Consider the following 16,985-nt stretch of genomic DNA (forward strand, 5'->3'; position numbering starts at 1 on the left):
GGAGCCCCCATGCCCAGCCACCGGCCGGTCGTCACCGCCGCCGCCCTGGCCGCAACCCTCTGTCTGTTCGCCACGGCCTGCGGCGGCGGCTCGTCGTCCGACGGCAAGGCGAGCGGCCGGAGCACCGAGGCCGCGGCCGGCGCCTCGACGTCCGGCTACCCCGTGACCCTCGACAACTGCGGCCGCAAGGTGACCTTCAAGGAGCCACCCGGCCGGGTCGTCGTCATGAACGGCGCGTCGGTCGCCGAGGTGTCCACCCTGCTCGCGCTCGGCCTCGGGGACAGGATCGTCGCCAATCAGCAGACGTACGGGATGTCGGAGGTGCCGGGCCGGGCCGCCGCCATCAAGAAGCTGCCCACCGGTGACGTCACCCTCAACGACGCCTACGACATCCCCCGGGAGGCCATGCTCGGCCTGCGCCCGGACCTCGTCCTGTCCACCACCTCGTACGGCTTTGACGAGAAGAACGGCTTCGCCACCCGCGACCAGCTCGAGGACGTCGGCGCGCACAGCTACGTCTCCCCGCAGGGCTGCGACCAGGACACCGCCAAGATGACCGTCGCCGACAGCTATCAACTCCTGCGCGACATGGGCAAGGTCTTCAACGTCACTGACAAGGCCGAGCAGTTGATCGCCGCGTCCGAGAAGAGCATCGCGGCCGTCGCGGAGAAGGTGAAGGGCGAGAAGAAGCCGAACGTGATGGTGCTCTTCTCCAACATGACCATGGGCGGCAACGACTTCAGCTCGGTCGTCGCCAAGGGCATCTACAACGACATCCTCGCCAAGGCGGGCGGAAGCAACGCCTTCGAGAACGCCTCCGAGACGTCCTTCGCCGACCTGAGCAAGGAGAAGGTGGCCGCGACCGACGTGGACGCCCTCGTCGTCATCGGCTACAACGACCCCGACCCGGCGGCCTACGCCAAGCAACTGCTCAAGGAGTTCCCCCAGTGGCCGGCCGCCAGGAACAACGCGTACGTGACGCTGTCCGACTCGATGTACCTCGGCCCGAGCAACGACCTCGCCGTGCGGAAGATCGCGGAGATGCTGCACCCGGACGCCGTCTGACCCGGCTCAAGGTCCCGCTGGCGTTCACCGTCCTCCCCGTCGCGCTGATCGCGACCATGATCGTGGCGATCAGCGTCGGCGCGGTGAACATCCCGGTCGCCGACGTGTGGGGGATCGTCCTCCATCACGTGACGGGCGCGGGGCCGGCCCCCTCCGACCCGGCGCTGGACCAGATCGTGTGGAACTTCCGTACTCCCAGGGTGGTGCTGGCGGCGCTGGCGGGCGCGGGCCTGGCCGTCACCGGAGCGGTCCTCCAGACCGTCGTGTCCAACCCCCTCGCCGATCCCGTCGTGTTGGGCTTCTCCTACGGTGCGACCCTCGGCGCGGTCCTGGTGATCACCCTCGGCGGGGGTGTGGCGTTCGCCGGGCTCGGGGTGCCGGCGGCGGCGTTCCTCGGCGCGGTGGCCGCCGGTGCCCTGGTCTTCGCGCTCGGGCGGCGCCGGGGGCGGCTGGCCCCGACCCGGCTGGTCCTCGCGGGTGTAGCCGTCGGCTACGTCTTCCTCTCCGCGACCAGTTACGTCCAGCTCCAGGCGACCCCGACCGAACTGCGGACGGTGATGTTCTGGATGCTGGGCAGCGTCGCGGGCGCCCGCTGGGACCAACTGCCCACCGTGACCGTCGTGGTGCTTCTGACGACGGCGCTGCTGACCCTGTTCGGCCGTCGGCTCAACGTGCTGCTGGCCGGTGACGAGTCGGCCACCGCGCTCGGCGTCGACGTCAACCGGCTGCGTGCCGTCCTGCTGGTCCTGAGCGCGCTGCTGACCGGAACGGTCATCGCGGTCGCGGGCGGCATCGGTTTCGTCGGCCTGATGATCCCGCACCTGGTACGCCTGACCACCGGCGCCGACCACCGCCGACTGCTGCCCCTGACCGCCCTGTCGGGCGCCGTCTACCTGGTCCTCGTCGACCTGCTCTCCCGCACCCTCACCCGCCCCAACGAACTCCCGCTGGGCATTCTCACCGCGCTGCTCGGCGCCCCCTTCTTCCTGTGGCTGCTGCGCCGCGACAAGGGCCTGGACTGAAACCCATGAAACTCATCGTCGACCGGCTCCACGTCACGCTGGACCGCACCCTGATCCTGCGCGACGTCAGCCTCGAAGCCCGCGCGGGCGACGTCGTCGGACTCGTCGGCCCCAACGGCAGTGGAAAGTCCACCCTGTTGCGCACCGTCTACCGCTCGCTGCGCCCGGCGGGCGGGGTGGTCAGGGTGGGGGAGGACGACGTCTGGGAGCTGTCCGCCCGGGCCGCGGCGCGCCGTACGGCAGCCGTCCTCCAGGACGCCGGGGGCAACACCACCGGTCTGACCGTGGGCGAGATCGTCGCCCTCGGCCGCTCTCCCCACCACGGGCTGCTCGGCCGGGACGGTCCCGAGGACCACGAGGCGGTCTCCGACGCGATCGACCGCTGCGGCGTACGGCCCTTCGCGGACCGCTCCTACACCTCCCTGTCCGGAGGCGAACGCCAACGCGTGCTCCTGGCGCGGGCGTTGGCCCAGCGTCCCGCACTCCTCGTCCTGGACGAACTGACCAACCACCTCGACATCCGGGCCCGGTTCGAACTCCTGGACCTGATCCGCGCCACCGGTGTCACCACGCTCGCCGTCCTGCACGACCTCGATCTCGCCGCGCGCCTCTGCGACCACCTGGTCGTCCTGCACCACGGCACCGTGGCGGCGGCGGGCCCGGTCCTGAAGGTCCTCACCCCGGCCCTGCTCGCCGACGTCTTCGGCGTCCGCGCCACCACCGCCCGTCACTCCGACGGAGTCGTCCGCATCACCTACGGGGCCCGCCCCCTCACGGGGGAGGAGAGCGAATCGGTTCCGACGACGGACGCGACCCGCCGTCAGCGACGCAGCCCGAGAGCCTCCCGCCCGGCGTAGCGCGCCTGCGCGCCCAATTCATCCTCGATGCGCACGAGTTGGTTGTACTTGGCGGTGCGGTCGGCGCGGGAGAGGGAGCCGGTCTTGATCTGCCCGCAGCCGGTGGCGACGGCGAGGTCGGCGATCGTGGTGTCCTCGGTCTCGCCGGAACGGTGGGACATGACGACGGTGTAGCCGGCGCGGTGCGCCGTCGCCACCGTGGCGAGCGTCTCCGTGAGGGTGCCGATCTGGTTGACCTTCACCAGGATCGAGTTGGCGACGCCGTCCTTGATCCCGGCCCGCAGCAGGCTCTCGTTGGTGCAGAACACGTCGTCGCCGGTGAGCTGGCAGCGCGCGCCGAGCCGCGCGGTCAGATCACGCCAGCCGTCGTGGTCGTCCTCCGCCATCGGGTCCTCGATGGAGGCGACGGGGTAGCGGTCGACGAGCGTGGCGAGGAGGTCGGCGTGTTCGGCGGGGGTGCGGCGGACGCCCTCACCGGCGTAGTCGTAGACGCCGTCGCGGAAGAACTCCGAGCTGGCCGGGTCCATGACCAGGGTGATGTCGGTGCCCGGCTTGTAACCGGCCTGCTCGACGGCACGCACGACGAACTCCAGGGCCTCGTCGGCGGTGCGCAGGTCGGGCGCGAAGCCGCCCTCGTCGCCGACATTGACGTTGTGGCCGGCGGCGAGCAGCGTGGCGCGCAGGGTGTGGAAGACCTCCGAGCCCATCCGGACGGCCTCGGCGAAGTTCGCCGCACCGATCGGCGCGATCATGAACTCCTGGAAGTCCAGCGGATTGTCGGCGTGGGCACCGCCGTTGACGATGTTCATCATCGGCACCGGCAGCAGCCGCGCGTCGACCCCGCCGACGTAGCGGTACAGGGGCAGCCGGTGGGCGGCGGCCGCGGCCTTGGCGGTGGCCAGCGAGACACCCAGCAGCGCGTTGGCGCCGAGCCGGGACTTGGTGTCCGTGCCGTCGAGTTCGATCATCGTGAGGTCGACGGCCGCCTGGTTCTCGGCATCGAGCCCGATCACGGCGTCCGCGATGGACTCGTTCACCGCGTCCACGGCTCGCCGAACTCCCTTGCCGTGAAAGCGGGTCGGGTCGCCGTCGCGCAGTTCCACGGCCTCGCGGGCGCCGGTGGAGGCGCCCGACGGAACGGCCGCGCGGCCCAGCGAGCCGTCCTTGAGTTCCACGTCGACCTCTACGGTCGGATTGCCCCGGCTGTCGATGATCTCCCGTGCGACGACCCGGCTGATGGCGGTCACGTGCGGCTCCTCGTGCTGGGCCCGCAGAACGGCGGGCGATTAGTTCCAGACAGAAACAAAGTGAGTCCTGAAAAAGAACCTACTATGGGCGCATGAGGAAGCACAACGCCGACAAGACCTGCGGCATCGCCCAGGCCGCCGTCGTCATGGGGGACTGGTGGAACGTCCTGGTGCTGCGGGAGATCGCCCGCGGACACGTCCGTTTCGACGCGCTGGCCGCCGAGATCGGCCTCTCCCGCAACGTCCTCACCGAACGCCTGGGACGCCTCGTCGCGCACGGCGTGCTGCGGCGCAGCCTGTATCAGCGGCGACCGGTGCGCTACGAGTACCTGCTCACCGATTCCGGTCTCGGCCTGCTGCCGCTGCTGGTCGCCATGCAGGACTGGGGCGACCGTTGGGTCCTCGGCGACGGCACCCTCACCGCGACGGCCACCGAGGACGGCGCCGAACACGCCCGAGTCCACGCGCTGACGGGAACCCGGCTCCCCGCCGGCCTCCAACTCCCCGGCGCCCAGGGCGCCGACCTGCCCGTGGCGTCCCCCGACGCCGCCGCGACCGTGCTGTTCACCTACCCCGGGACGGGAATCGACTGGGGCGAGATCCCCGGATCGGCGGGCTGCACCCTGGAGAACCGCCTGTTCCGCGAGGCGTGGCCCGACTTCCGAGAGGCGGGCGTGGAGGTGCGGGGTATCAGCACGCAACTCGTCCACGAACAAGCCGAGTTCGCTCGAGCGGAGGACATCCCGTACCCCCTGCTCTCCGACGCCGCGCACCGACTGGCCGCGGCCCTGAGACTCCCGACCTTCCACGGCGCGGGCGGGTTGCGCCACAAGCGCCTCATCCTGATCCTCGACGCGGAACGGACCGTACGACACACGCTGTTCCCGGTCACCGACATCCCGGAGGCGGTGGCGGAGAGCCTGCGCCTGGCCACGGACTGCGCCAAGACCGTATGACGACTCGCGCACCCTTCGAGAGGGGCTTCCTCCTGTGAACGAACCGATCGCGTCCTCCGGGACGGACACCACGGAGTCCGTGAGCGTGCGGGAGTGGCTGCGCGGCCTGAAGGTGTTCGCGGGGCCGCTCGCGGACTTCGACCCGGCCCAAGCACCGGCCGAGCCAACCGAGTTGTTCCTGAGCTGGTTGCGGGAGGCGGTCACGGCGGGGGTGCCCGACGCGCACGCCATGACCCTCTCGACGGTCGGGGAGGACGGCGGCCCGGACGCCCGGGTGCTGATCCTCAAGAACGTGGACGCGGACGGCTGGCAGTTCGCGGTGCACGCAGGCAGTCCCAAGGGCCGCCAGTTGGCCGTCCGGCCGAGCGCGGCGCTCACCTTCTACTGGCCGGTCCTGGGCCGGCAGGTGAGGGTACGCGGTGCGGTGGAGCCCGCGTCCCCGGACCAGAGCGCCGCCGATCTCCTGGCCCGAGCACCCTCCGCCCGCGCCGAAGTGCTGCTGGGCCGCCAGAGCGACCACCTCCACAACCGCCTGCGCTACGAACGCCCCGACCGTCACACCAGGTGGGAACGCCACTTGCTGTGGCCGTGACCCGCCAGTACCTGGCCGAGAGTGTCGGTCTCGATCAACTCGACCCCGATACCGCCAAGTTCACTCAGCGCCGACTCCGTCACCCGCGAGACCGCGTCCCGGACCAACGCCACCCGAAAGTCCCGCTCCGACGCCTGGACGATGCTGGCCCGCGGGCAGTTGGGCAGATTGCATCCCGCGAAGACGAGGGTGTCGACGCCCAGGTCCCGCAGCAGTTCCTCCAGGCAGGTGCGGTAGAAGGCACCCCACCGCGGCTTGAACACCGCATAGTCGTACGGGCCGAGCCGCTGAGGCCGGCCCGACAGGAGCAGGGCGGGGTCCAGGAGCGGTGCGCCCTCGGGAAGCAGCCCATCGGCCAACTCGCTGCCCGAGCTGCCCGGCGCGACAATCGGAGCACCCGACTCCAGCAGCCGTCGTCGTACGAGATCGGCGTTGCCGCCGCCCTCCTCGTACAGCCTCACGATGTGCACCACCGGCCGCCCCGCATCACGGAACGCGGTCACGGTCCGCCGCAGCGTGGGAAGAATCTCGGTCGTCCCCGGCACGCCGTAGGGCGCCTCGGAGAGGAAGTCGCGCTGTACGTCGATGGTGATGAGAGCGGATGTCGCGAAGTGCGGTGCGGTGTAGGGATCGTGAGAATCCTCTGCGTCCGTCGTCATGCACCGAGACTACGTGGCCCATGCAAGCAGCGGCCGTGTGCGCGGGCTATCGACGGATGGCATCTCCCCTGACCGGAGCGCGGGGTTCATGATCCAGGAAGTGCACGGGACGGATGGGCACTCCGGCGTACGTGGCGGATCGCCGGTGGGTCCAGTCGTCTGCCTGCCGGGGTTCGACCCTGAGGGTCCGTTTCCGAGCGCGGTTGTGGGTCAGCGCCGTCACCTTGTCTCGTCGTCCGGTGCGGCGCTGTCCCCTTCCTCAGCCGAGCCCTTGGCTCCGACCGAGGTGGCGCGATGCTGCGACCTGCTTGTTCTTGCTCCGGGACAACACTGACGCGTGGCGGCCATGACGCCGGGCGCGCCATGGCGGTGTGCCGCGTGCTGCTCCTGCCGCACCGTACGGAGTCCGCCCGGAGAGCCCGCCGTGTCACCCGGGTCGTGCTGCGCCGATGGGGTCTGGCGGCGGAGGACATCGAACGGGCCGTGCTCGTCGTGTCCGAACTGGTCACCGACTCCCTGACTCACGGGATCCCACCGCTGGCCCTCGGCCTGCACTCGGTGGAGTCGGCCGGAATGATCCGCGTGGAGGTGACCGACGGCGGCGCCGCCTCTCGCCCGGTCGGCGGCGAGAACGCGGACCCGGTGGACCGACGCCGTGGCGCCCGGATCGTCGCACGCCTGACCGTGGCGCACGGCACGCGCACGCTGCCGGACGGGATCACTCGCTGGGCGTATCTGAGGTGTTCGCCCGCCGCGCCTGCCGCCCGCCGCCCGAGGATCCCCGCGCAACGGGACCGGCGGAGGTTGTAGGTCGCCGTAGCGGCCCCGGCGGGCAGCAGGGCGAACGGTCAGCCGTCCCCCCTGCCGTCGCCCTTCGCCACATCGACGACCGCGAACTTTTGCACGGGCAGGTGCTTTTGGCAGGCGGCAGCCGGAGTGGCGCTGTCGGTCACCACGAGGTCGAAGTCGTCCAGGGCGGCGAAGGCGTACGGCGCGACACGGGTGAACTTGGAGGAGTCCGCGAGCAGGATCCGCTCCCGGGCCCCGGCGATGGCCGCCCGCTTGACCAGGATCGAGTCCTGATCCGGGTGGTAGCAGCCCCCTTCGTGGACGGCGGGGCTCGACATGAAGACGATGTCGGACCGCAGCCGGCTCGTGGCGTCGTGCGCGAGCGGTCCGGCATTGGCGTCCAACTCGGCCCGGTAGGTGCCGCCGACCATGACGACGCCGATGCCCGCGGCCCCGGCGACACGGGTCAGGGACAGTGAGTTGGTCACCACCGTGATGCCGGGCACGCGGGCGAGGTAGGGAACCAGCGGCAGGCACGAGGTGCTGTCGTCGACGAAGACGGTCATGTCGCGCCGGATGCGGACGGCCGCCCGTGCGGCGATCGCCTGCTTCTCCCGCAGGGCGGCGCGGGCGCGCTCGTTCCAGCTCGCCTCGCCGCCCAGCGTGAACGCCCGTACCTGGCCGACGTCGTTGCGCACCGCTCCACCACGGATCTTGCGCAGGAGGCCCAGCCGTTCGAGGACGTCGAGATCGCGGTGGACCGTCATCGCGCTGATGCCGAACTTCTCCACGAGTTCATCGATGGCGACAGTGCCGCGCTCCTCGACCAGTTCGAGCGTCCGGGCGTGCCGGTCGAGCTGAACGGTGGTCAGCCGACGGGTCGAACGCCGCTCCATTCACATCCCCTTTCCTCAACGGACATTTCCGTGGCCGGTCACCAGGCCGTGGATGGTGATGACTGTTCACTGCTACCTCCGAGCGCGAGGTCGAACGACAACCCCGTTCTCACGTGATAGCGCGTGAGATTAGTGAGCAGCATTTGCCGCAACAAGAGAACGGTGCGCCCCGGTTGCCTCTCGAACGCCGCGACACGGATCTGCCTGCGTCGGCATTTCGTGTCGTCGTGCCAGGTGAGCGACCCTCCGGCGGCGTATTTCCGCAGCGCTGTATAACGTGACTTTATGGGGAACTCGAATCACCGTTCGGTGGCTTTCGCCGAACGGGGGATCACGATTTCACGCCGTGTCGTCGATCGAGCGGATTGCCGTGCTCGGAGAGCCACGCGCGGTAGAGAGAACTTCGGAACGCGGCTTCGCGGTAGGCGGACTTGAGGTCGGCGCAGATGGACGTCATCTCCGTCCCGGGCCGCCCGTACACCTGGAGCCTGACCGTGATCGGGTCGTCGCGAAGGGGGCGGACGGCCAGCTCGTCGCCGTGGTCCGCGACGGGACAGTGCAGGGCGACCGCGCCTCCGGTCGCGACGACGGTGCTGACGGCATGTGGATCGGCTTGCAGCAACGAGGGGTTGAGGCCGGCCGACAGCAGGGCCCGCTGTACGCCCGCCAGTTGACCGTCGTCGGCGGTGTCGATGATCCAATGGTCCTGGGCGAGCGAGGTGATGTCGACGACGGGCGACGCCGCGGCCGGGTGATCTACGGCCAGGGCGATGAACTGGGGCTCGCGTTCCAGGAGCGTCCAGCTCCCCAGCCCGCCGGCCATACGCGTCGCGGCGGCCTCGAACTCGTGGACGAAGACGATGTCGAGCTGCCCGCGGGCCAGGTCCTGCGACAGCGCCTGGGCGGAGGCGTCGATATGGAGCGAGACCGGACGGCCGGGAAAGCGGCTCCGCAGTCTGCGCAGCCAGCCGGGAAGCGCCCGGTTCGCCGTCGCGCCGATCCGCAGGGTGTTCTCGGGGGTCCTGGCGGCGGTGGCCTGGATCTCGGAGAGGAGAGTGCCCATCTGCGCCACCAGCGGGCGCGCTCTGCCCAGCACGGCCTGCCCCAGGGGCGTCGGGCGGCATCCGTGCTGATCGCGGCTGAACAGTTTCCCGCCGAGGGCTTCTTCGATACGCCGCACCTGATTGGTGAGGGCCGGCTGGCTCATGCCCAGGTGGCGTGCCGCCTTGCGGATGCTCCCCGTCTCGGCGATGGAGCACAGCGCTTCGAGATGTCGCAGTTCGAGTTTCATACTGTTCGCGGCTCGCTTACGTGTACGACCGGTGATTGCCCTTGCCGCGGGGGACTTCCGCCACCTCGCACCCCATCGCATTGATGCGGTCGCGAATATCCCGCGCCTCCGCGTCATGGATGGAGAAAACCCACAGGCCGGGCACCACCACGCACGTGTACTGGCCCGCCCGGATCGCGTCGAGCAGCAGATCCAGGGATTCCTTTTCCTCCCAGGAAGCGGCACCGTTGTCGAAGTACACGTCACTGCCCGCGAGGTACCCGATCGTCTGCGCGTACACCTCCACCACACGATGGTGGGCCGGCATGCCCCACTGGTCGTGGGGGTAGCAGCGCAGATAGCCCGCCACGGTGCGCGCCTCCTGCTGGAACGCATGGAAAGATTCACTCATCGCTGGATCAACCTTCCGATTTCCGAGGCCCTCGCTTTCGGGCCCTTTGCTCGGCATTTCCTTCCGCACTTCCATGAGATAGCGGAAATCGGGTCATTCCAAGGGTGAGAAAAGCGATGAACGGTGACCGGGAGTGGTATTGATTGCGCGGCGTTAGGTAGCCGAAGGGGAGTACCTGGGTAGTGTCGGCGCTGCTGTGAGGTCAGTAGCAGAAAATGCGGTGGGGTTCGCCGAATTCGATAGGTAGTCGCCGGGTACGTATAAAGCCGCCGTTTCACGCCTCCGGTCGGCTCGTCATCGGCGGCGCGGGCCGGTGCGGGGGTGGGTACGGTGGGAGGCGAGGTCCCGGGTTCGTGGCGGTGCGGCCGATGGGGTGTGAGACATGAAGGCTTCAGGGGTCACGGGGGGCGGGGGCGGCACGGCCCGGCGTACGAGCCTCGGTTTCACCGGTCGGACGAAGGAACTGGACGCCACCGTCGAGGCCCTCCGGCACGGGCCGTCGGTGGTGCTGATCGAGGGTGCGGCGGGCGTGGGCAAGTCCCGGCTGCTCGACGAGGCCGCCGCGTCCGTCGACGACACCGGGCTCCAGATCCTGCGGGGCTGGTGCCACCCCCTGCGGGAACCGCTGCCGTTCGGCCCGGCCATCGACGCCCTGCGCCAGGCCCGCCCGCCGGAGGACCGCGCGGCCACGCTCAGCCCCGCGACCGCCCTGCTCGCCGCGCAGGTCCCCGAGCTGGCGGAATGGCTGCCCGAACCCGGCGACGAGTCCCCCGACCACGCCCGCGCGCGACTGACACACGCGATTCACGGGGTCCTCGCCGCCCTCGGCCCGGTGCTGCTGGCGATCGAGGACGTCCACTGGGCGGACGAGGCCACCCGCGAGCTACTGCTGCTCCTGGCCCGCAACACCCCCGCCGACCTGCGCCTGGTCCTCACCTACCGCCGCCACGACCTGCCCGCGCACGGCAATGTCCTCGGCGCCCCCTACCGACGGCCCATCGGCACCCATGGACTCGACCTGACCCTCCGTCCGCTCGACCGGTCCCAGGTCACCGAGCTGGCCACGCACGTGATCGGCGCCCGGCACGCCGAAGCCCTGGCTCCGCAGCTCTTCGAACGCAGCGGCGGCCTCCCCCTGGTGGTCGAGGAGGACCTGCGCGTCGTCGCCGACCGGCTCACCCGCACCCACGGCGCCGAACCCCTCGCCGTGCTGGAGGACGCCGACGTGCCGCGGGCCTTGCAGGAGGCGATCGGCAGCCGGGTCGCCACCCTGCCGCCGCCGGGCGTGGCCGTCGTCCAGGGCGCCGCCGTCCTCGCCGTACCCGCCGGGGAGGACCTGCTCGCCGAACTGGCGGGTCTCGAAGAGGACCAGGCCGAGGAGGCGCTGGAGGCAGCACTGGACGCGAGCGTGCTGGAGGAGAGCGGACCCGACCGCTACGCCTTCCACCACACGCTCGCCCGACAGGCCGTCTACGAACGGATCTCGGGGCCGCGCCGCCGACGACTGCACCGCAGGGCGATCCAGGCACTCCAGGCCCAGAACCCACCGCCGCTGGTCCAGATCGCCTACCACGCACGCCAGTTGGGCGACCCCGCCCTCTGGCTGCCCCACACCGAACGCGCCGCCCGCCACGCCGTAGAGGTCGGCGACGACGGCACCGCCGCCGACCAGCTACGGCAACTGCTCCACGAATCCAGCCTGCCCACCGAGTCGCGCACCTGGGCCGCCGTCGAACTCAGCCGCATCGCCGCGCGCAGCGCCGATCCCGCCGCCACCATCGAGAGACTGGCGCGCATCGTCGCCGATCCCGCGCTGCCACGAGCGGTGCGCGGAGAGATCCGCCTCAATCTCGGCAGGGCGCTGATCAACAACCACAGTCCTGACTTCGCCGAGCAACTGAGCCGCGCGGTCGATGAATTGGAGGACGATCAGCCCGAGAAGGCCGCCATCGCCCTGGCCTCCCTGGGCGTGGGTTCCTGGCTGGGCCGGACCCGGGAACAGGATGTCGCGGACATGGAACGCGCCGTGAACCTGCTGAGCCGGGCGGACGACCCGGTCGCCCGCGCCACCGTCTCCGCGAGCCGGATCACCCTGCTCGGCATCCTCGGTGATCCCGACGGCGACCGACTGCTCGATGAACTCCTCGACCAGGACACCGGCGACGACCTGGAGGTGCTGCGCCAGCACTGCCGGGCCCTGCACAACGCCGCGTTCGACGCGTTCCTGCGGGGCCGCGACGACAAGGCCGCCGGGTGGCTGGACAAGACCGAAGCGCTGGCCGAGCACATCGGCGACCACCAGGCCACCCGGCACTGCGGCATGCTGCGGCTCCGCATCGAGATCGCCCAAGGGCGCCGGAACAGCCTGACGGACGACATCGACAGCCTGCTCCAGCGCAGCAGCAACGCGGCCTTCCAGACCGATCTGATGCTGGTGCAGGCCAAGTTGGACACCGCGCGAGGGCGCTGGTCCGACGCCAGGCGCCATGCCCTCGCCTGTACGACGGACCCGCAGGAGGCGGGCGACTACTTCGAGGGGACGGCCGACGTGGCGCGCGTCGACCTCGCGAAGGGCGATCCCGAGGCCGGTTGGCGCGTCCTGCAACCCGCGCTCGACGCCCTGCGGCATCGGAACGTATGGGTACGCCAGAGCGGCCTGGTCCCCGTCGCGGTCCAGGCCGGCCTCGCGACCGGTCACCGGGCGGAGGCGGAGGAACTCGTCGAGCGGGCCTCGGCCGGTGCGGCCGGGTGCGACGCTCCGGCCGCGCAGGCCGAAATCCTGCTGTGCCGCGGCCTGTTGGCCGCCGACAGCGACCCTCGCGCCGCGGCGGACCTCCTCGAACGCGCCCGTCTCGACTTCGCGGCGATCCCGCGCCCCTATCAGGCGGCACAGGCCGTCGAGCACGCCGGCAGGGTTCTCCTCGCCGCGGAACCCGCCGTGGCCGCACGGTATGTGAAGGAGGCCCTGGACGCCTTCACCGGCCTCGAAGCCGTCGCGGACGCCGCCCGCTGCCAGCGCATCCTGCGCGAGGCCGGCCGGCACCGCCCCACGCTCCGCAGCCGCCACAGTTACGGCACCGATCTGTCACCGCGCGAACAGCAGGTCGCCGATCTCCTGGCCACCGGGGCGACCAACAAGGACATCGCTCAGGCGCTCGCCCTGTCCGTCCGCACCGCCGAGCACCATGTCGCCAGCGTGTTGAAGAAACTCGGCACGACGCGGGACGCGATCACGACGTCGACCTGACGGGGGCCGGGGAGCGTCGAGGCTCTCACCGGGGGCCGATCCGCGCGGCCACCCAGGGGACGCTGCGTCCTGTGGCCGCCGCCAGTTCCCGCAACGTGGCGCCCTCGACGGCGCGTTCGCGGAGCCACGCCGCGATGTCGTCGGTGCCGACGCGTTCGGCGGCGGCGCGGTCGTTGAGCAGGACGCGCGCGTGACGTCCGGTGGCGGAGTTCTGTCCCGACGGACGGATCCCGATGCCGTGCTCACCGAGCAGCCGTCGGAGCCTGCCCTTGCCGAGGGCGAGGACGCGTGCCGTCTCCTCGACGCTGTGCTCACGCTCGATGTAGAGGGTGCGCAGGGCTTGGGCGAGGTCGGCGAACCCTGCGGCTCGCAGTGCGGCCGCGGTGCGTTCGTCGGCGGTGCGGGCCTGGGTGCGGCGTCCGGCGGCGAGGCTTTCGCGCCGGACGCGTCGTGCCTCGGCCGGGTCGGGGTCTGGCCGCCCGCTGGTATCGGCCCGCGTGCCGGTGCCGGTGCCGGCCCGGTTGCCGGTGTCGGTGTCGGTGTCGGCCCAGCGTTTACGGGCCAGTTCGCCGGAGCGGGCCATCGCCCGGCCCGCGGCGAAGCGCGCTTGGGCGTCCTCGGAGGCCAGATACCCGGCGCGGCGGGCACGGGACTGCTCACGTGCGAAGGACCGCGCGCTCAACGCCCGGCTGCGCAGCAGCCCGAACTCCCGCCGGTACTCCGCCGCCGTCATGTCGTGCACGCGCACATGCGCCCCCAGCGAGCGGAAACCCCGCCCGCAGACATGGCAGACGACGGTGTCCGTGGCCTCGTCGCGGATCAGGCGACCGAAGTCGGGATGCCGACCCATCTCCCCTTCGTGCACGGCGACTTGGCCGGGGGAGCGGCGGCTGGACTCGGCAGTGCGCACAGGGGACTCCGGATGCTCACAGGGGTTGCGGCACGAGGGTGCGGGCGGGGTGGCGGGGACCGAGGAAGACGACGATGCCGCGGCCCTCGGGGGAGGGGTGGGTGGCCTGGGTCCAGCCCTGGCGCCGGTAGAAGGCCACCGCGCGGGGCGAACGCACGGAGGTGAGGAGCCATGAACGGTCCCCGGGCGCGCCCTCGGTGACCGCCGCCAGCAGATCACCGGCCAGCCCCGTGCCCCGCGCGACGGGACGGACGGCCAGCTCGTCGATCTCACGGGCGCTGCACAGCCACTCCGCCGTGCGCCGGGGTCCTAGGCCGGCCGCCGCCTGCGGGTAGCAGCGGTCCGTGGGAAAGGGGGCGAGGGTCGTCCACGCGGTCGCGAAGCCGACGATCTCCCGTCCCTCCACGGCGAGCGCGGCGGTGAAACCCGGCCGCCGGACATTCCCCGTCAGCCGTCCGGCGAACTCGGCGGCCCGCTCCGCCCCTTCGTTCCACGGCGGGGCGCAGAAGGCGTCGGCGTACACCGAGCGGAGGGCGGAGGCGTGGGCCAGGAGGTCGCAGCTCTTGGAGATGCCGTCCCTGAAGATCCGGATGTCCATCAGGCCGCCGCCACGGGCCCGGCCGTCGTACGCGGGTGCAGCGCCGCGTACTCCAGGGGCGCCGACGGGTCGATCGACACGTCCAGCGGAGCCGGTTCGGCTCCGGCACGGACCAGGAGATCGCCCACCGCGGCGATCATCGCGCCGTTGTCCGTGCACAGCTTGAGGGGCGGCACCCGCAGCGTGATCCCGGCGGCCCGGCACCGCTCCTGCGCCAGCGACCGCACCCGCGAGTTCGCGGCGACCCCGCCGACCACGACCAGCGTGGTGACCCCGTGCTCGCGGCAGGCCGCCACCGCCTTGCGGGTCAGTACGTCCGCCACGGCCTCCTGGAGCGAGGCCGCGCCGTCGGCCACCGGCAGCTCACGGCCCGCGTGCCCCTCGGCCCAGCGCGCCGCCGCCGTCTTCAGACCGGAGAAGGAGAAGTCGTACGACCCCGGAAGCGGGCGCGGGAACGGCACGGCGCGCGGATCGCCCTCGCGCGCCGCCCGGTCGACGGCCGGACCGCCGGGATACGGCAGCCCGAACACCCGCGCCACCTTGTCGAAGCACTCCCCGGCGGCGTCGTCCAGGGTGTCGCCGAGGTGGACGATCGGATCGCGGACGAGATCACGGACGAGCAGCAGCGAGGTGTGGCCGCCGGAGACGATCAGCACCATGCAGGGATCGGGCAGCGGGCCGTGCTCCAGCGTGTCGGCGGCGACATGCCCGGCCAGATGATGGACGCCGTACAGCGGCACCCCCAACGCGTACGCGATGCCCTTCGCACCGGCCAGACCCACCTGAAGCGCACCGGACAGACCCGGTCCGGTGGTGACGGCGACGGCGCCGACGTCCGACAGTCGCAGCCCCGCCTCGTCGAGCGCCCGGCGCACGACCGGGCGCAGGGCGTGCAGATGGGCGCGGGAGGCGATCTCGGGCACCACCCCTCCGTAGCGGGCGTGCTCGTCCATGCTCGACGCGATCGCGTGGCCGAGCAGCACCCCGTCCCGGACGATCCCCGCGCCGGTCTCGTCGCACGACGACTCGATCCCGAGCACGATCGGAGAGACCATGAGGCACCCTTTCTGCCTAGTGTTAGTTATTGCGAATAGTGTGCAATAAGGTCGACCGTGTTGGGAAGCTCGGCCCGGCTCGGCGAACGCGACCTCTGCCTCAGTCAGGTAAGCGTTGGGTGTGAGCGGGGGCCCGGAGGACGTTCGGTCATTGGCCATGTCCCGTTCGAGCGGTACGGTCGGCCAGTTATCGACGACGGCGATGCGGAAGCCGGTGGGAATCCGGCACGGTCGCGCCACTGTGTGCCACTCCTGGACTGCGGGGGTGGTGAGTCAGACCCGTGACCGTCGTCATGTGCACCACCGAGATGGGACGCGAACTCCCAGAGGAGGCCCTGCCATGGCGCAGCATGTCGCCCCGCCGTCCAGCACCCCCGTCGTTCCCGGCAAACTGCCGGTCGGCGCGATCGTGCCCTGGGCGGTGTTCTTCGGGATCCTGATGCTGGTCCTGCTGTACTTCGTCGGCGCCGAACAGGGTGCCACCGCCGTCGTGTCCGGCGAGAACGTCCACGAATGGGTGCACGACGCCCGTCATCTGCTCGGCTTCCCCTGCCACTGAGACCGGGGAGCCTGAAGCGTCATGAACTCCACAGTTGTGAGAAACCTGCTCGTGCGCGGCATGCTCGCCGGCCTCGCCGCCGGTGTACTGGCCCTGCTCGTCGCCTACTTCCTCGGTGAACCGCTCGTCGACAGGGCGATCGGCTTTGAGGAGTCCCACGCCCCCGCCCATGAGCACGAGGTCGAACTCGTCTCCAGGGGCCTCCAGTCCACCGCCGGCCTGGCCACCGGAGTGCTGCTCTACGGGGTCGCGTTCGGCGGGATCGCCGCGCTGGCCTACTGTTTCGCGCTGGGACGGGTGGGGCGGTTCGGTCCCCGGGCCACCGCGCTGCTGCTGTCCGGCGTCGCACTGGTCGCCGTGTACGTGGTGCCGTTCCTGAAGTATCCGGCCAACCCGCCGGCCGTCGGGGATCCCGACACCATCGGCAAGCGGACCACCCTGTACTTCCTGATGATGGTCCTCAGCGTCCTGCTCGCGGTGGCCGCCACCCTCCTGGGCAGGCGGCTCGCGCCGAGACTGGGCAACTGGTACGCCACCGTCGCCGCGGTGGCGGCCTTCGCCCTCGCGGTCGGGCTGGCGTACGCGTTCCTGCCGGTGGTCAACGAGGTTCCGGGTGACTTCCCGGCCACCGTGCTGTGGCGGTTCCGGATCTCCGCGCTGGCCATGCAGGCCACGCTGTGGGCCGGATTCGGGCTCGTCTTCGGCGAGTTGGCCCAGCGGCTCCTGCACCCCACGCCGAAGGCCGTCCCGGTCGCGGCGGGGACGGTCCCCGGCTGACCGAAATGCGCTCATGTGAGAGGGCCCGCGGAACCATCCGAGGGCCCTCTCGCGTTCCGCGTTCTAGTGCGACG

Annotated in this window: 17 protein-coding genes and 1 riboswitch; of the genes, 9 read left to right on the forward strand and 8 right to left on the reverse strand. The window is 71.1% G+C overall.

The window, feature by feature from the left end:
• Positions 1 to 9: 9 nt before the first annotated feature.
• Genes G6W55_RS06090 through G6W55_RS06100 form a run of 3 tightly spaced genes read left to right on the forward strand, consistent with a single transcriptional unit; the run spans position 10 to position 2,944 of the window.
• Entirely contained in the window at positions 10 to 1,065 is a 1,056-nt protein-coding gene (locus tag G6W55_RS06090; RefSeq protein WP_175519747.1) for an ABC transporter substrate-binding protein, read from the forward strand.
• Between the two features lie 56 nt (positions 1,066 to 1,121).
• The gene (locus tag G6W55_RS06095) at positions 1,122 to 2,087 is read left to right on the forward strand and encodes an iron ABC transporter permease (protein WP_175519748.1); all 966 of its coding nucleotides are present in this window, start codon (positions 1,122 to 1,124) and stop codon (positions 2,085 to 2,087) included.
• A 5-nt stretch (positions 2,088 to 2,092) separates the two neighbouring features.
• Positions 2,093 to 2,944: an ABC transporter ATP-binding protein gene (locus tag G6W55_RS06100; protein ID WP_175519749.1), complete on the forward strand. Its 852-nt coding sequence runs from the start codon at positions 2,093 to 2,095 to the stop codon at positions 2,942 to 2,944.
• Here the strand turns inward: G6W55_RS06100 and eno are convergent.
• On the reverse strand, positions 2,908 to 4,191 hold the full coding sequence (eno, locus tag G6W55_RS06105; protein ID WP_175519750.1) for a phosphopyruvate hydratase: 1,284 nt from the start codon (positions 4,189 to 4,191) through the stop codon (positions 2,908 to 2,910). The two genes, G6W55_RS06100 and eno, sit on opposite strands and share 37 nt — an antisense overlap.
• Before the next feature lie 92 nt (positions 4,192 to 4,283).
• Between eno and G6W55_RS06110 the strand changes: the two genes are divergently transcribed.
• Together G6W55_RS06110 and G6W55_RS06115 are read left to right on the forward strand one after the other, a co-directional pair.
• Complete coding sequence (locus tag G6W55_RS06110; RefSeq protein WP_175519751.1) at positions 4,284 to 5,147, forward strand: winged helix-turn-helix transcriptional regulator; 864 nt, start codon at positions 4,284 to 4,286, stop codon at positions 5,145 to 5,147.
• Between the two features lie 34 nt (positions 5,148 to 5,181).
• A complete protein-coding gene (locus G6W55_RS06115; RefSeq protein WP_309243647.1) occupies positions 5,182 to 5,739 on the forward strand; it encodes a pyridoxamine 5'-phosphate oxidase family protein in 558 nt (185 codons plus the stop codon).
• Here G6W55_RS06115 and G6W55_RS06120 read toward each other — a convergent pair.
• A complete protein-coding gene (locus G6W55_RS06120; protein ID WP_175519752.1) occupies positions 5,703 to 6,398 on the reverse strand; it encodes a cysteine hydrolase family protein in 696 nt (231 codons plus the stop codon). The two genes, G6W55_RS06115 and G6W55_RS06120, sit on opposite strands and share 37 nt — an antisense overlap.
• Before the next feature lie 378 nt (positions 6,399 to 6,776).
• Here G6W55_RS06120 and G6W55_RS06125 point away from each other — a divergent pair, with 378 nt between their 5' ends.
• Positions 6,777 to 7,208, forward strand: a complete 432-nt coding sequence (locus G6W55_RS06125) for an ATP-binding protein (RefSeq protein WP_175519753.1) — start codon at positions 6,777 to 6,779, stop codon at positions 7,206 to 7,208.
• 38 nt (positions 7,209 to 7,246) lie between these two features.
• Here the strand turns inward: G6W55_RS06125 and G6W55_RS06130 are convergent, their stop codons facing one another.
• From G6W55_RS06130 to G6W55_RS06140, 3 genes are all read right to left on the reverse strand, one after another.
• Entirely contained in the window at positions 7,247 to 8,083 is an 837-nt protein-coding gene (locus tag G6W55_RS06130) for a DeoR/GlpR family DNA-binding transcription regulator (RefSeq protein WP_175519754.1), read from the reverse strand.
• A 331-nt stretch (positions 8,084 to 8,414) separates the two neighbouring features.
• Positions 8,415 to 9,374, reverse strand: coding sequence for a LysR family transcriptional regulator (locus G6W55_RS06135; RefSeq protein WP_175519755.1), 960 nt, complete (start codon positions 9,372 to 9,374; stop codon positions 8,415 to 8,417).
• 16 nt (positions 9,375 to 9,390) lie between these two features.
• A complete protein-coding gene (locus G6W55_RS06140; protein WP_175519756.1) occupies positions 9,391 to 9,765 on the reverse strand; it encodes a hypothetical protein in 375 nt (124 codons plus the stop codon).
• Between the two features lie 382 nt (positions 9,766 to 10,147).
• Here G6W55_RS06140 and G6W55_RS06145 point away from each other — a divergent pair, with 382 nt between their 5' ends.
• Positions 10,148 to 13,012, forward strand: coding sequence for an AAA family ATPase (locus G6W55_RS06145; protein ID WP_175519757.1), 2,865 nt, complete (start codon positions 10,148 to 10,150; stop codon positions 13,010 to 13,012).
• Positions 13,013 to 13,037: 25 nt separating this feature from the next.
• On the opposite strand, the gene G6W55_RS06150 is transcribed toward G6W55_RS06145, so the two are convergent.
• From G6W55_RS06150 to tsaD, 3 genes are read right to left on the reverse strand one after another with little or no spacing between them, the layout of a single operon-like run.
• Complete coding sequence (locus G6W55_RS06150) at positions 13,038 to 13,922, reverse strand: MucR family transcriptional regulator (protein WP_175519758.1); 885 nt, start codon at positions 13,920 to 13,922, stop codon at positions 13,038 to 13,040.
• Between the two features lie 16 nt (positions 13,923 to 13,938).
• Complete coding sequence (locus tag G6W55_RS06155; RefSeq protein WP_175519759.1) at positions 13,939 to 14,520, reverse strand: GNAT family N-acetyltransferase; 582 nt, start codon at positions 14,518 to 14,520, stop codon at positions 13,939 to 13,941.
• On the reverse strand, positions 14,520 to 15,575 hold the full coding sequence (tsaD, locus tag G6W55_RS06160; RefSeq protein ID WP_175519760.1) for a tRNA (adenosine(37)-N6)-threonylcarbamoyltransferase complex transferase subunit TsaD: 1,056 nt from the start codon (positions 15,573 to 15,575) through the stop codon (positions 14,520 to 14,522). Before tsaD ends, G6W55_RS06155 begins: the two co-directional genes overlap by 1 nt.
• A 160-nt stretch (positions 15,576 to 15,735) precedes the next feature.
• A riboswitch (cobalamin riboswitch) is annotated at positions 15,736 to 15,879 on the forward strand.
• Between the two features lie 36 nt (positions 15,880 to 15,915).
• On the opposite strand from tsaD, the gene G6W55_RS06165 reads away from it, so the two are divergent.
• Positions 15,916 to 16,134: a CbtB-domain containing protein gene (locus tag G6W55_RS06165; RefSeq protein WP_030786650.1), complete on the forward strand. Its 219-nt coding sequence runs from the start codon at positions 15,916 to 15,918 to the stop codon at positions 16,132 to 16,134.
• 21 nt (positions 16,135 to 16,155) lie between these two features.
• Positions 16,156 to 16,911, forward strand: a complete 756-nt coding sequence (locus G6W55_RS06170) for a CbtA family protein (RefSeq protein WP_175519761.1) — start codon at positions 16,156 to 16,158, stop codon at positions 16,909 to 16,911.
• Positions 16,912 to 16,985 lie beyond the last annotated feature (74 nt).

Origin of the sequence: Streptomyces sp. CAI-85 (assembly GCF_013363615.1) — a bacterium.
Classification (GTDB): Bacteria; Actinomycetota; Actinomycetes; order Streptomycetales; family Streptomycetaceae; genus Streptomyces; species Streptomyces antibioticus_B.